Origin of the sequence: Micromonospora polyrhachis, from assembly GCF_014203835.1 — a bacterium.
In the GTDB taxonomy this organism is placed as follows: domain Bacteria; phylum Actinomycetota; class Actinomycetes; order Mycobacteriales; family Micromonosporaceae; genus Micromonospora_H; species Micromonospora_H polyrhachis.
The window spans coordinates 7,116,845-7,130,826 of the sequence record NZ_JACHJW010000001.1 but is presented as its reverse complement, the minus strand read 5'-3'; the positions used below and the strand labels follow the sequence as shown (position 1 = coordinate 7,130,826).

Here is a 13,982-nt window from a genome sequence, read left to right as displayed (position 1 = left end):
CGTTCGACGTCGATCCCGGCGGAGCCCGGCCCATCGTCGCCGGTCAGTCTGCTGCCTGCCGTCTCCGCTTGCGGGTCCGGTCTCGCGGGGGCAGGTCGGGTCCTGGGCGTTCGACGCGGGTGGGGTTACCACGTACCAGCTCATCGTGGACCCGCCACCGGGCGGTGGTAACCGCGCGTCCCGCCTCCTCGTCGCGGTGCTCGATCCGTTGTCGCAGCAACTCCAGGGCGATGCTGCGGTTGAGACTGAACTGCCGCTCGGTGTCGACCACCACGACGGTCCCCGACGGGCGATGGGTCGCCCGTACCGCTGTGCTGGCCTTGTTCCGATGTTGACCGCCGGGACCTCCGGTGCGACAGGCCACGATGTCGACGTCCGCTTCCGCGAACGTGGTGTGCGGGACGTCGACCTGGCACGGTCGGGCGGTGACGTACCAGTTCTTTCGGCCGGCGTCCGTGCGGTAGGGGCTGGGGGCCTGCCAGCAGAGCGTCCCGCTCCACGACGCCACGAAGTCGTCGACACCGGCTCCGGCGATCCGGACCAGGACCGACCGGTAGGTGCCGGGCTGGTCACCGGCGACGGTCTGGATCCGACGGGTGGTCATCTTCTGCCGGAGGGCGTCGGCCTCCAGCCGGCGCAACAGTTGGGCCAACGCCCAGGCACACTCCTGCGGTCCACGTCCGGCCGACAGGAGCAGGTGGACGGTCACGAACGGCCCCGATTGCGACGCTGGTCCCGCCGATCCCGTGGAGAGTTCGGCCCGAGGGTGGGCGTCTTGTATGTGACCAGCGGAACCGTGCTGACGATGGGGGTGGCCAGGTCGTGGTCCACCAGGTCGGCGATCACCTGCTCGATGCGCTTGTAGGCCGTCGGTGCCTCCTCGAAGAGAAGCTGGCGGTCCCCGCACACGACCAGGGAACCCACCGGCGTACGGCGCAACTCCTCGACCGTGTGCTTGGCCCGGCCCCGGCGCAACGCGTCGGCACGGGACATCTTGCGGCCCGCCCCGTGCGCCACCGAATGGTTGGCGTCCGGACCGGCGTGACCGGCGACCAGGTAGGAACGGGTGCCACGCGTACCGGCGATGAGCACGTCGCGACCGTCGCCCGGGGCCGCCCCCTTGCGGTGCAGATAGACGCCATCGCGAACCTCGACCAGGTTGTGACACTGGTCGACAAGCGGCTCGGTGGGCTCGGCCCCCAGGGCGTAGGCGACCCGGGCGGCCATCAGCCGCCGGTTGAGCGACCCCCATCGCACGGCATCGTCGTGCAGCGCCAGGTAGGCGGCGGGGTCCGGGGCGGATCCCGCACCGTGCACCTCGGTGTGCGCCCGCAGGATCTGCTCGCCCAGCCCTCGGGAGCCGCTGTGGACGATGAGGACAAGGCCACCGGCGGTGAGCCCGAGACGCGTCGCGTGGGCCGGATCGAGGATGCTGTCGATCCGCGCCAACTCGACGAAGTGGTTGCCCCGGCCAACCGTCCCGAGGCCTTCGAGGTGACCGGCGGGGATCTCATCGTCCACCACGGCCCAGGCCGGGTCGTCGGCGTCGCGCACCGGGTCGAGCGCCTGGTCGAGGTCGGGGAACCGGGCGGCGAGCTTTTCGGGTACGGCGTGCTTGAGCTTGATGGGGAATACCGCGATGCCGCAGCCGATGTCGGAGCCCACCAGGAACGGGTACAGCACACTCGATGCCATGGCGGCACCGATGGGGGCGCCCTTGCCGGGATGCAGATCGGGCATGGCGGCGACGTGGATCATTCCGTCGAGGGCCGCCACCTGGTGGCACTGGGCCAGGGCGTCGGACTCTATCCAGCTCGTGGGGGAGGCGAAAACGGTGACGGTGGCCGAACCGGTGGTCCGGGCGGATTGCGGCAGGGATTCCTGCCGGGAGTCTTGCGTAGACAAGGACGCTCTCTTCGCTGAGGAAGGGTACGGGCGAACAGCGGCACGGCGCTGGCCGGCGCGTGGGCCGGGCAGGGGCGGGGAGGTCCATCAGAACGTCATGCCCACACGTTCCCTGAGCCTTCGACGAGCGGCAAGCGGTTTTCCGGCGTACCGGTTGCCGTAACCGTCCTCAGCCCACGACCGGATGACCGCCGCGAACACCGGGTGGTCTGCCGGTCCCGGACGTACGCCGCAAATTAGGCTGTCCGCCGGACGGAGCCATCCACAGGGGAGCGTGTCGGCGTGTACGAGGTCTCGACTACCGTCAGGGAGCGCCTGGCGAGCTGGTGTGAGCGGGTAGTCAGCGCAGACTGGTTCAATGCCGCATCCTTCGGGCTGATCATCGTCAACGCGGTCGTGCTCGGTGTCGAGACCTACGACCGGGCACTCGCCGAAGCCGGCCCGATCCTGTGGGCCGCCGAGTACGTCTTCCTCTCCCTCTTCCTGGTCGAACTGGGCCTGCGATTCGGTGCCCACCTCACCGCCCCCGGCGGCTTCTTCCGCGACGGTTGGAACATCTTCGACCTGCTGATCATCTGCGCTCCGCTGCTGCCCGGCGTGCGGGAGAACGTCACCCTGCTGCGGCTGATCCGGCTCGCCCGTATCGTCCGGGCCGTTCGGCTCTTCCCGGGCCTCCGGGTCATCATCGGCGGAGTGTTACGCAGTCTGCCGGGTCTCGCCAGCTTCCTGCTGATCGCGGCACTGACCATCTACCTCTACGCCATGGTCGGCTGGATGGCCTTCGGGGACGCCTACCCGGACCTGTACGGCACGGTCGGACGCGCCATGTTCACCCTCTTCCTGCTGCTCTCCCTCGACGGCATCACCGACGCCTTCAACGCCGGACGGGCCGTATCCGAGTGGAGCGTCATCTACTACGCCTCCTACATCATCATGGCCTCCTACCTCCTCACGAACCTTCTCGTCGGCATCGTGCTGAAGGCACTGGAGGACGCACATCAGGCGGAACGGCCAACCCAGCGAAACCCTGAGCCGCCCCCGATCGCCCCTGGCGCGGCGGTCATGGCGGTACCGGCTACGCCGTCGCCGGCTCCGGTCGGCGAGTTGTCCGACATCGGTACCCGGCTCCGTGAGCTGCGGACCGCGTTGGACGCCCTGGAGGCCGAACTGGCGCGGCAGCCATCAACGAGCCGGGCCGGTACGGGTCGCCGCTCCACCAGCCGGCGGTCGAAGGGCCGCCGCGCCGCCGCCAACTCGCGAACCTGAGCCGCTGTCCGCGTGCCGCGATCCTTGGCGCAGTGCTTGGCTGGCGCCGACCGATGATCGCCCGGGCGAACCGTCCGGGAGGAAGGAGTCTCGGACTCGTCACTGAGCGTGCGATGCGCCCGTTACCGTTGATGTCCTGAACGGTCCGTACGAGGAGGCGACGCGCCCGTGGGCGGCTATGGCGTGCAGGTCGCGTTGGTGCTGGTGTTGGTGCTGGTCAATGCTCTGTTCGCGGGCAGCGAGATGGCGTTGGTCTCCCTGCGGGAGAGCCAGCTGCAGCGGTTGGAGCGCACCTCGCGGGGCGGTCAGGTGTTGGCCCGACTCGCGCGGGATCCGAACCGGTTTCTCGCCACGATCCAGATCGGCATCACCCTGGCGGGTTTCCTGGCCTCGGCGGCGGCTGCGGTGTCCCTCGCGGCACCACTGGTGGAGCCACTGGGGTTTCTCGGCGGCGCGGCCGGGCCCGCCTCCGTCGTACTGGTGACGATCGTCCTGACCTTCATCACCCTGGTCTTCGGCGAGTTGGCTCCCAAGCGGATCGCGATGCAGCGCGCGGAGGGTTGGGCACTGCTGGTAGCCCGGCCGTTGGACACCCTGTCGGCGTTCTCCCGTCCCGCGGTGTGGCTGCTGGGCAAGGCCACCGACCTGGTGGTGCGGCTGACCGGTGGCGATCCGAAGGCCCGGCGGGAGGAGGTGACCACCGAGGAGTTGCGGGACATGGTCGCGGCCCAGCGCAGCCTGACTCCGGAACACCGGATGATCATCAGTGGTGCGTTCGAGGTGGCCGAGCGCAGCTTGCGAGAGATCCTCGTTCCACGGCGGGACGTGGTGACCCTCCCGATCGGGTTGAGCGCACCGGAGGCCCTGCGGGAACTTGGCGGAACCGGGCAGACCCGCGCCCCGGTGGTGGGACGTGCCGGCCTCGACGATGTCGTCGGCCTGGTGCACCTGCGGGACCTGCTCGACCGAGAGGGGCCGGTCGCCGACTACGCCAGCCCAGCGATGTTCCTACCCGAGACGTTGAAGGTCACCGAGGCGATCCGGGAGATGCGGCTGCAACGCCAGAAGTTCGCCCTCGTGGTGGACGAGCGCGGCTCCATCGACGGCATCGTCACGATGGAGGACCTGGTCGAGGAGATCGTGGGAGAGATCTACGACGAGACCGACCGCGATGTGCAGACCGTCGTACGTACCGCCGACGGGGCGCTGGTGTTACCGGGCGGCTTTCCCCTGCACGATCTGTCCGACGTGGGGGTGGACGTCGACGAGTCGGTCGCGGGCGACTACACGACTGTCGCGGGTCTGGTCCTGTCGCAGTTGGGACACATCCCGACCGGTGCGGGGGAGACCGTACGCCTCGCCGGGTTCACTGTCGAGGTGCTGGAGGTGACCGGCCGGGCGATCACCAAGGTCCGGCTCCGCCCGAACCGGCGCGCGGTGACCGATGCCGACCCGACCGGCTCGGGCGACGCTGACGAGTCGACGAGACCCTGATCCCGGTCACTCGACCAGGACGGTTCCTAATGAGTTCTGGGAGTGAGCCATCCGGCAAACTCCTGGTGGGTAGGTAGCCGCCAGTTGGTGAGCACTCGTCGTTCCTGGACATCGAGTCCTGATGAAAGATCGTGCCCTGGCTGGTCGGTGTGGAGAGTTGATCGCTGATGGGATGTCGTGCCCGTCCGGTTGCGGCGTGAGCACTGCTTCATTAGGTCGCTGATGGTTCTCCTCCTGGCTACCGGAGGTGATCGATTCGACAGGTGGGAGACGTGTTGCTGTTCGTGGGAGATGACTGGGCGGAGGACCACCACGACGTCGAGCTGATGGATGCTTCCGGCCGCCGGTTGGCCAAGGCTCGGCTGCCCGAGGGCGTCACGGGGATCACCCGGCTGCACGCGATGATCGGCCAATGGTTCGGCGACGACCCCGCCGACACCGCCGACATTGCCGCGCGGGTGAAGATCGGTATCGAGACCGACCGGGGGCCGTGGGTCCAGGCGCTGGTCGCCGCCGGATACACGGTGTACGCGGTCAATCCGTTGCAGGCGGCCCGCTATCGGGAACGGCTCGGCGTGTCCGGTGCCAAGAGCGACACGGCCGACGCGCACATGCTGGCCGACATGGTGCGCACCGACTCGCACCAACTGCGCCCGGTCGCCGGGGACAGCGCCGAGGCCGAGGCGGTCAAGGTCGTTACCCGGACACACAAGACGCTGATCTGGGAACGCACCCGGGCCGGGCAGCGGCTGCGGCACGCGTTGCGGGAGTACTTCCCCGCCGCCCTCGCAGCGTTCGAGGACCTCGACGCCGCCGACACCCTGGAACTGCTTGCGAAGGCACCCGACCCGGCGAGCGCCGCGAGGCTGAGTATCAGCCAGATCAGCGCGGCCCTCAAACGCGCCCGCCGCCGTGACATCCCGACGAAGGCTGCCGCGATCCAGGCCGTCCTGCGCGCCGAGCACCTCGGCCAGCCGGCCCTGGTCACCGCCGCGTACGCCGTGTCGGTGCGTGCCCTGGTCGCGCTGCTGGCCACCCTCAACGAGCAGGTCAAGACCCTGCAAGGGCAGGTCGAGGCCCATTTTGGCCAGCACCCGGATGCTGAGATCATCCTGTCCCAGCCCGGACTCGGTGTCGTCCTCGGCGCCCGGGTGCTCGCTGAGTTCGGTGACGACCACGACCGGTACGCCTCGGCCAAGGCCCGCAAGAACTACGCCGCGACCAGCCCGATCACCCGTGCGTCCGGCAAGAAGAAGACCGTCGCTGCCCGGTTTGTCCACAACGACCGGCTCATCGACGCGCTGATGACCCAGGCGTTCACCGCACTGACGACCTCGCCGGGTGCCCGCGCCTACTACGACCGGCAACGCGCCCGCGGCACTAGCTACAACGCCGCGCTGCGGCAACTCGCCAACCGGCTCGTCGGCATCCTGCACGGATGCCTCAAAACCGGCAGCCTCTACGACGAGGCGACCGCCTGGTCGCATCACCTCACCAAGGCCGCTGCTTGACATTCAAGCTCCTGGGATGTCTTTCAGCGTTCTCCCAGTTTGCGGTGATAGCTTGCCTCCGCTGCAGCGCTCCACGATGGATTTGTCGGCGGGCCACGGAAACGGAGCACGACGCGGTCGATCGGTCCCAAGCGGTGGGGGCGGTAGCCGTACGGACCCCGCTCGCCGCCGCCTACCGGATCCACCCCGGGGATCGGCGGAACGATCCCGTCCACCAGCGCGGACCGCTGCCTACCAGCGGAGCCGCAGGTGGACCGGGGCGGGCACAGCGACCACCAGTTGTAGGACCAAGGAGAGGCAACCGACCGATGGCCGCTGAGGGTAGTACCAAGGCCGTGCTGACCGCCCTGATCGCCAATCTGGGCATCGCGATCAGCAAGTTCGTCGCCGCCGGTATCACCGGGTCGGCATCGATGCTCGCCGAAGGTGTGCACTCGGTCGCGGACTCGACCAATCAGGCTCTGCTGCTCGTAGGCGGCAAACGGGCCCGCCGCGCCCCCTCCGCCCTGCACCCGTTCGGCTATGCCCGCGAACGCTACATCTACGCGTTCATCGTCGCGATCATCCTCTTCACCATCGGCGGTCTCTACGCGCTGTACGAGGGTTACCACAAGATCAGCGATCCGCACGAGCTGACCTCGCCGCTGATCGCCGTCGTCGTTCTGCTGATCGCGATCGGCCTGGAGAGCTACGCGCTGCGGACCGCCGTCCAGGAGGCGAACAAGATCCGCGGTGATCGTGGCTGGGTCTCCTTCATCCGCCACGCCCGTTCCCCCGAACTGCCGGTGATCCTCCTCGAGGACGCGGGTGCCCTGCTCGGCCTCGTCTTCGCCCTCGCCGGCGTGGGCCTCAGCGTCCTCACCGGAAACGCGATCTTCGATGGCATCGGCACCCTGTGCATCGGTGTCCTGCTGGTCACCATCGCGGTCGTCCTCGCCATCGAGATCAAGAGCCTGCTCATCGGTGAGTCGGCGCTGCCCGAGGAGGTCACCGCGATCCACAGCGCGCTGCTGGCCACCCCGGGAGTGGGCCGGGTCATCCACCTGCGCACCCTGCACCTCGGGCCGGACGAACTCCTGGTCGCCGGGAAGATCGCGATCGACGCCCAGCAGAGTGGTGCCGACATCGCCGCCGTCATCGACGACGCCGAGGCTCGCCTGCGCCAAGCGCTGCCGATCACCTCGATCGTCTACCTCGAACCCGACATCTACCGTCGACCCGCATCGTCGAGCGTGGGGTCGCCCACGCCCACCCAGTAGCCAGGAAGCCGGCGGACGCGAGGGTCCACCTCGGATCACGAGCGTTCCACGGTGTCGATCTCGGGCACAGACACGGCGACGAAACGTAGCTCGGCAACGTACCGCCGACCGGTCGGTGAGCCACATCTGCCCGGGGCCGGCAATGGTGAGCCGGGAGTCGTGGAACTTCCGACCTGACGCACCAACCGGTCGATGGCCCGCCTCGGCTCGGCCGCCCGCAGGTCGTCGGCCGGTGCCTCCAGCGTCCATCCGATGCACCAGTCGGTGTGCAGCCGCGCCAGCGCCGCCCAGAGGTCGGCGGAAGAGACAGCCGGAATCGCCGGATCGGCCTGGGACTCGGTGACGATCTCATCGGCCTGAAGCTCGGCGGCGACCCGGTGCAGGGCCTGCCCGAGCGCCACCCGACGGCTCGGGCCTGACTCCTCCTGGATCGAACGGTGTGGAATGACGAGACCGATTCGGAGCTGTCAACGTCGGAAAGGGGATGCAGATATGTCCGGACCGCCATGACGCGAAGGCCGGCGATGCGTACAACCAGGGCGGTAATGGTGTGGTTGGCGAATCAACCTGCTGCTGGATGTCGTACCTGCGGCGTTTCCATAGGGTGAGCCGAGATTGCTGCCGACTGTTGGGGGGCGACGTGCGGATCAGAATCAAGTGGACGGCTGGCCGGCGCCTGGTGGCGCAGGCATTCGTCGTGCTGGCGACCACAGTGGCGACGCTCGGGCCGCCGGTGTCCGTCTCAGCCGCCGACGCGCCGCCGGCCCTGCCACTCCTGCCCAATCCCCACTCGTTTGGCATCACGGTGACCGGCTGGAGCGACGTCGATCCCACCGTGCCGCTCGACAAGCGCCGACTGGTCAACCTGAAGCTGCGTACCGAAGCGATCTATCCGGGCGTCAGCCGTCCGGAGATCCAGGTCCGCATACTGTTGCCGGCCCACTACGACCAGACGGCGGCCCGCCGCTATCCGGTGCTGTACCTCCTGCACGGTGGGCTCGGCAAGTGGGACGACTGGTCCAACAACGGCGTCAAGGAACTGGTGACCGGAGTCGCTGCCTTCACCGGCCTGGTGGTGATGCCCGAGGGCGGCAGCACCGGCTACTACACCGACTGGACCGGTCACGCAGACGGCGGCCACAGCCCACAATGGGAGACCTTCCACATCCGGCAACTGCTGCCCTGGGTGGACGCGAACTTCCGTACCGATGCCACCCGCACCGGACGGTCCATCGCCGGCCTGTCGATGGGCGGCTTCGGGGCCCTGAAGTATGCCGGTCGGCACCCGGACCTCTTCTCGGCCGTGGGTAGCTTCTCGGGGGCCACCAACATGCGGTACGCGGATGGCACCCACGACGCCCCGGCCACCTTCAGCCAGCACATGCAGTGGTCCGGCGCGGCCATCCGGGAGGTCAACTTCCTGGATCTGGCGACCCGGGTGAACCTCTACGAGAACGGCTGGCCCGTGCAGGACGAGCAGCGCCAGGAGGACTACCGGTTCCAGGCTGTATTCGGCTCCCCGACGAACTGGCCCCACGTCAACCCGTACGACATGGCCGCCCGATACGCGGCCTACCAGGGGCGAATTGCGCTCTACTCCGGCGGTCAGCAAGGCGGTGAGACAGATATCTACGCCTACAACAACCAGTTCCGAGCCCAGCTGACCGCCCGGCAGGTCGCGTTCCACTGGTGCGTCGGGGACGGTACGCACAGCTGGGAGTACTGGCAGCGTGACCTCACCGACTTCCTGAACCTTGTCTACGGCACCCCGATCGCCTGCCACTACACCAGCTGAGCGGAGGTCACACCACCGTCTGGCACCGTTGCCGGAAACCGTGCCAGACCCCTTCACTCCGACGACCTGGGATGGGACACTGCACCGTGTCCAGCCATGACAGTCGATGCTCTGCCAGGTGCCGATGCGCCAGACCGGTGGCACCATGATTGCCGGTCACTGGGAAGTCGTCGTGGTCGGCGGTCGGATCGCGGGCGCCTCCACCGCCTGGGCACTCGCCCCCTACGCGGAACGGATCCTCGTTGTGGACGCGTCGCGCGCCACCACCTTCTGGCCGCAACAGTCCACCTGGGACCGCTCCGGCAACCTGGCCTGGGCCGAACTCGGCCTACTGGACACGGTCCTGGCCTGCGGTGCGCCCCGCACCTACGGCGACACCTATCGGGTCGGGGACGAGGTCGTCGAGCGCGAGTATCCGTGCGAGGACGAACACTCCTACCGGATGAGTGTCTCCCGCGAGGTGCTGGATCCGGCGCTGCTCGCCGCAGCGTGCAGCCGGGAGAATGTCGACGTGCTACGGCCGGCGCAGGTGCGTGACATCGCCTTCGACGCGGAAGGTCGGGCGGGCGGGGTGACCGTCCGTCATGCCGGCACCGACCACAAGATCACCTGCGACCTGCTGGTGCTCGCCGACGGGCGCCTTTCCCGCAACGCGGGCCGGGTCGGCGCAAAGGCGTACCGGGTCGTCGAGTCACCCTGGTTCGCGCTGCTCGCCTACTACGAGAACCTGCCGCTGCCGACCGACCGTTCCTACTTTTCGTTGCAGGACCGTAGCGTCCTCATCTCGACGCCGTGCGGCGACAAGCAGTGGTGCATCGCCCTGGACCGGCACCAGAGCCTGATCGACGAATCCGGCCAGCACCCGGTGCGGTCGTACGACCGGATGGTGCGCGACGATCCGTACCTGGGCCCGGCGGTCGCGGGGGGACGCCGGACAACCTCGGTCGGCGGTGCCGGCCGACTGCGGATGCTGCGCCGGCCGATGAGCGGCCCCGGCTGGTGCCTGGTCGGTGACGTCGGATACCACCTGGACCCGGTGACCGCCCAGGGCACCCGAGCCGCGCTGGTCACCACCCGGATCCTGCGCGACCGGATCGCCGCCGTCGGCCGCGTCACGGACGTGGACCTTACCGGTCTGACCGACGAACGGGACGCGGCACTCGAGACGGAGTGGGCCTACACCGAGCAGATCGTGGCCCCGGAGCAGAGCTGACGGCGGCCGACTACGCCACCGGCCGGGTGCCGTTGATGGTGACCCGCTGCCCGTAACGTGAGTGCGGGTAGTAGTCCCACACCGCGTGGTGCTGGGTGCAGCGGTTATCCCAGAACACCAACGTGTTCGGCGTCCAGCGGACCCGGCAGCTCAGGATGGGCTGGTGGGCGACCAGGGCGAAGAGCAGGTCGAGCAGTGCCCGGCTCTCCCGGGACGACAACTGCACGATGTGCGAGGTGAAACCGGCGTTGACGAAGAGCAGTTTGCGGCCGGTATCGGGGTGACGTACGACCACCGGGTGTTCATTCTTGGGTACGACGTACTCCGGCGGCGGGGTGTAGCCCTGCCACGGGATGAGGCCGTCGTGGACAGCCGTCAGCCCGTCCAGGAAGGCACGCATCGACGGAGATAACATCTCGTACGCCAGGTGCATGTTGGCCCACAGGGTGTCGCCGCCGCTACCGATCTCCGGGGTCCGGGTCACATAGAGCATCGAGCCCAGGGAGGGCTCCGCGTCGGCACTGCCGTCGGTGTGCCAGTCCTCACCGGCCACGAACCGAGAGTCCTTGCCAGCACTGATCTCCAGGATGGCCGGATCTCCGCCGTCGACATCGGCCAGCGGTTGCAGCCGCAACTCGCCGAAGTGGCTGGCGAACCGCTTGTGGTCCTCGGGCGACAGCACCTGGTCCCGGAAGACCAGCACATGGTGGGCGAGGAAGGCCTGTTTGACCTCGGCCAACTGTTTGTCGGTCAGCTCGGCGGAGAGGTCGATACCGGCGATCTCCACCCCGATGACCGGGGAGAGTGGCCGGGCGGTGAACGTGTCGTAGTGCTCCTGCGGCCGGGTCGTCAACCGCTCGATGGCGGCCAGTACGTGCTCTTCCATCTCGTTCCTTCCTGTGGGTCGCGTGTCATAGGCCCTGGTTCAGCAGGTCGGCCACGATCAGGCGGCCGAAGGCGAGGTTGCCGTGAATCGGGTCGTCGGCCGCGCAGAACGCGGCACGTTGCTGCCCGGTCTCGTCGGTCACCCGGGCACGCAGATCGACGATCTCCACACCGGATACGACCAGCGCACGGCGGATGGTCTCCTGGGCTGCCTGAAAGACCAACGGGTCGGACATGCCCGGTACCCGCTGCGGTGGCAGCACCGCCAGCACCCGTAGCCCGAGGCCGAGGGCGTGACGATAGAACGCCAGGGCGTCCCGGGCCATGGCCCGGACGATGTCGTCGAACAGCCGGCTCGCCAGGAATCCGGCCGGAAAAGAACCGTCGCCGCAACGGTAGAGGTGCCAGTTCTGGGTGGTGGCGAAGAAGTGGGCGCTGAGGCCGAAGGTGCACACCAGCGGGACCGCCAGTTCGCCGATGTCGCCCACGGCCAGATCAGCGAGGAAACCGCGGTAGAGTCCGTCCGCCCGAGCGTCGCGGAACACCAGCCGATCGTCGCGTACGTCGAAGAAGTCGGCGTTGAAGTCCCGCCCCGAGCCGATCGGGCCACCGACGAAGGGCACCCCGGCCGCTGCGGCCGCCCGGCCGATCGGCCCGGCGTGCGAGTCACCCAGCAGCAGGAACCTAGCCGGCGCGGTAGTAGTCGAGGACGGCGTCGTCACAGAACAGGTCACCTCCGTCACTGGTGCCGTCGATCTGGACGGAACCGCTTCCGGTTGGCCGGCTCGACCCCGCCCCGACGGCGTATTGCGCGATTCCGTGGAAGAAGTGGCGCATGACGAAGGCGACCCCATCCGGCGACACGGTGCGCAGGTTCGGTTCGAAGAAGACGCCCCGGAACGGGGAACCCGTGATCAGCTCGTACGACGGGAAGTAGTCGACCTGGTCGTCTTCCTGCGCCAGTTGTCCCGCTGCGGCCCGCAGGACCGACTTGGAGTAGGTGCTGGCGACCAACGCGTGTTCCCCGGTCGCCGTCGCGGTCAGCGGCACCGGTGACACGGTCAGCAGGACGTTCAGCCGTGGGTTGGCGGCGCGGGCCAGCGCGACGGCGGCGGACAGGTCCCGGTGCACGTCGGCGACGGTGAAGTTGCGAAAGACATGCCGTCCGGCGTCGAAGACGCCGCGCGGCGTACCGGGGCAGACCGGATGGACGACACCGGTGATCCGGTCCTGCCAGGCCTCGGTCAGACCGAGGGTGAAGATGAGACAGCCGGCTCCGGCGACCGCGTCCCGGATCGCCGTCAGGGTGATCCGGCGCGCGGCCAGGGCCGCCTCGGCCGAGCCGTATCCGTCCGGTTCCACCGACGGCCGGCAGGGGTCGAAGAAGCGGCCGTCCTCGCACCAGATCTCGTCGGTGGGCGTCGTTTCGCTCGACGCCCAGGAAAGCCACTGCCGCAGGGCGGCGGCGGTGTAGATGTTGCCGGTACGGAAGGAGAACAGACCGTAGTGACGCGCCTGCCGCTCGGCCTCGGTCAGTCCGGGCGGGGGCAACTCGACCTCCCGCCAGTCCATCCCCTGGTCGAGTAGGGCGGGACCAATGTGCCGGGCGAAGCAGGAACCGGCGGTGAGGATCGGGTCGTCCGGGCCGATCTCGAACTTCGACGTCCACACGTCAGCGATGTTCGGCATCTCCGGCTCGGCCACTGCGGACCGCCAGAACGACCGCGCCGGCAGCGACTGGTACGGGTTCATCGCGACGTCATCGAGTTGGTGGCCAGTGCGGTCGCCAACAGCGCGGTGATGGTGGCCTGATGGGGAAAGAGGAAGAAGTGCTCGCCGGGGAAGACATGCCGGTGGATCCGCTGGTTGCTCTCCCTCGACCAGCCCTCCGCACGTTCTCGGTCCACGTGCGGGTCCCGGCTACCGAGCAGCAGGTGGATGGGCAGCTCCAGCCGCGGTTCCGTCCGGTAGTCGTAGCACTCGTCCACCGCCAGGTCGGCCCGCAGCCCGGGTAACAGCAACGCCATCATCTCCGGGTCGTCCAGCAGTTCGGTCGAGGTGCCACCGTAGTCGCGCAGCGCGTTGACCAGCTCCGCGTCGGGCAGATTGTGCAACCGCTGGTCGATGACGCGCGTCTGCGGTCCCTCGGCCCCGGCGACCCACAGGCCGCACGGCGGCGGCAGGCCGGCGCGACGCAGGGCCCGCGCCACCTCGAACGCCACGAGCGCGCCGAGGCTGTGGCCGAAGAGGACGTACGGACGGTCGGTGTGCTCGCCGACCACATCGGCCAACCGTGCTACGAGTTCGTCCAGGTCGGGCAGGGGTGTCTCGAACAGCCGGGTGCCCCGCCCGGGCAACTGGGCCACCCATAGCTCCACGTCCGGGCCGAGCAGCGGCTGCCAGGGCAGGAAGGCGGCGGCGTTACCGCCCGCGTACGGGAAGCAGAACAGTCGCGTCGACGCGTCCACGCGGGTCGTGCCACAGAACCATGGGCTGATTCCCTCGCTTCGCTCGGTCATGCGTCACCTTCCGTTGGTCGGTGGTCGCATGACATGGTTCTGCGTTGGCTGACTTCCTCGCTTCGCTCGGTCATGCGTCACCTTCCGTTGGTCGGCGGTCGCATGACATGGTTCTGCGTTGGCTGATTCCCTCGC

13 protein-coding genes are annotated in these 13,982 nt (G+C 68.5%); 6 read left to right on the top strand and 7 right to left on the bottom strand.

What is annotated here, in order from left to right:
* Positions 1 to 43: 43 nt before the first annotated feature.
* Positions 44 to 709: a peptide chain release factor H gene (gene prfH / locus FHR38_RS31335; protein ID WP_184538980.1), complete on the bottom strand. Its 666-nt coding sequence runs from the start codon at positions 707 to 709 to the stop codon at positions 44 to 46.
* Positions 706 to 1,905, bottom strand: coding sequence for an RNA ligase RtcB family protein (locus FHR38_RS31330; protein WP_184538978.1), 1,200 nt, complete (start codon positions 1,903 to 1,905; stop codon positions 706 to 708). The genes prfH and FHR38_RS31330 overlap by 4 nt, the downstream gene beginning before the upstream one ends.
* A 282-nt stretch (positions 1,906 to 2,187) precedes the next feature.
* Between FHR38_RS31330 and FHR38_RS31325 the strand changes: the two genes are divergently transcribed.
* From FHR38_RS31325 to FHR38_RS31310, 4 genes are all read left to right on the top strand, one after another.
* Positions 2,188 to 3,171, top strand: coding sequence for an ion transporter (locus FHR38_RS31325; RefSeq protein WP_184538976.1), 984 nt, complete (start codon positions 2,188 to 2,190; stop codon positions 3,169 to 3,171).
* Positions 3,172 to 3,339: 168 nt separating this feature from the next.
* Positions 3,340 to 4,665 carry a hemolysin family protein gene (locus tag FHR38_RS31320; protein ID WP_184538974.1) on the top strand — a complete coding sequence of 442 codons (1,326 nt, stop codon included), beginning with the start codon at positions 3,340 to 3,342 and terminating at the stop codon, positions 4,663 to 4,665.
* A gap of 275 nt (positions 4,666 to 4,940) precedes the next feature.
* Positions 4,941 to 6,176, top strand: coding sequence for an IS110 family RNA-guided transposase (locus tag FHR38_RS31315; RefSeq protein WP_184539125.1), 1,236 nt, complete (start codon positions 4,941 to 4,943; stop codon positions 6,174 to 6,176).
* 308 nt (positions 6,177 to 6,484) lie between these two features.
* Entirely contained in the window at positions 6,485 to 7,435 is a 951-nt protein-coding gene (locus tag FHR38_RS31310) for a cation diffusion facilitator family transporter (protein ID WP_184538972.1), read from the top strand.
* 35 nt (positions 7,436 to 7,470) lie between these two features.
* Here the strand turns inward: FHR38_RS31310 and FHR38_RS31305 are convergent, their stop codons facing one another.
* Entirely contained in the window at positions 7,471 to 7,836 is a 366-nt protein-coding gene (locus tag FHR38_RS31305) for a hypothetical protein (RefSeq protein ID WP_184538971.1), read from the bottom strand.
* A gap of 239 nt (positions 7,837 to 8,075) precedes the next feature.
* On the opposite strand from FHR38_RS31305, the gene FHR38_RS31300 reads away from it, so the two are divergent.
* Positions 8,076 to 9,230 carry an alpha/beta hydrolase gene (locus FHR38_RS31300; RefSeq protein WP_184538969.1) on the top strand — a complete coding sequence of 385 codons (1,155 nt, stop codon included), beginning with the start codon at positions 8,076 to 8,078 and terminating at the stop codon, positions 9,228 to 9,230.
* A 124-nt stretch (positions 9,231 to 9,354) separates the two neighbouring features.
* Positions 9,355 to 10,443: an FAD-dependent oxidoreductase gene (locus FHR38_RS31295; RefSeq protein WP_246448057.1), complete on the top strand. Its 1,089-nt coding sequence runs from the start codon at positions 9,355 to 9,357 to the stop codon at positions 10,441 to 10,443.
* Positions 10,444 to 10,453: 10 nt separating this feature from the next.
* Here the strand turns inward: FHR38_RS31295 and FHR38_RS31290 are convergent, their stop codons facing one another.
* Genes FHR38_RS31290 through FHR38_RS31275 form a run of 4 tightly spaced genes read right to left on the bottom strand, consistent with a single transcriptional unit; the run spans position 10,454 to position 13,847 of the window.
* Positions 10,454 to 11,329, bottom strand: a complete 876-nt coding sequence (locus FHR38_RS31290) for a TauD/TfdA dioxygenase family protein (RefSeq protein WP_184538965.1) — start codon at positions 11,327 to 11,329, stop codon at positions 10,454 to 10,456.
* Positions 11,330 to 11,354: 25 nt separating this feature from the next.
* Positions 11,355 to 12,050, bottom strand: coding sequence for a hypothetical protein (locus tag FHR38_RS31285; protein ID WP_184538963.1), 696 nt, complete (start codon positions 12,048 to 12,050; stop codon positions 11,355 to 11,357).
* On the bottom strand, positions 12,013 to 13,080 hold the full coding sequence (locus FHR38_RS31280; protein ID WP_184538961.1) for a GSCFA domain-containing protein: 1,068 nt from the start codon (positions 13,078 to 13,080) through the stop codon (positions 12,013 to 12,015). The genes FHR38_RS31285 and FHR38_RS31280 overlap by 38 nt, the downstream gene beginning before the upstream one ends.
* Positions 13,077 to 13,847, bottom strand: a complete 771-nt coding sequence (locus tag FHR38_RS31275) for a thioesterase II family protein (RefSeq protein ID WP_184538959.1) — start codon at positions 13,845 to 13,847, stop codon at positions 13,077 to 13,079. The genes FHR38_RS31280 and FHR38_RS31275 overlap by 4 nt, the downstream gene beginning before the upstream one ends.
* Between the last annotated feature and the right edge of the window lie 135 nt (positions 13,848 to 13,982).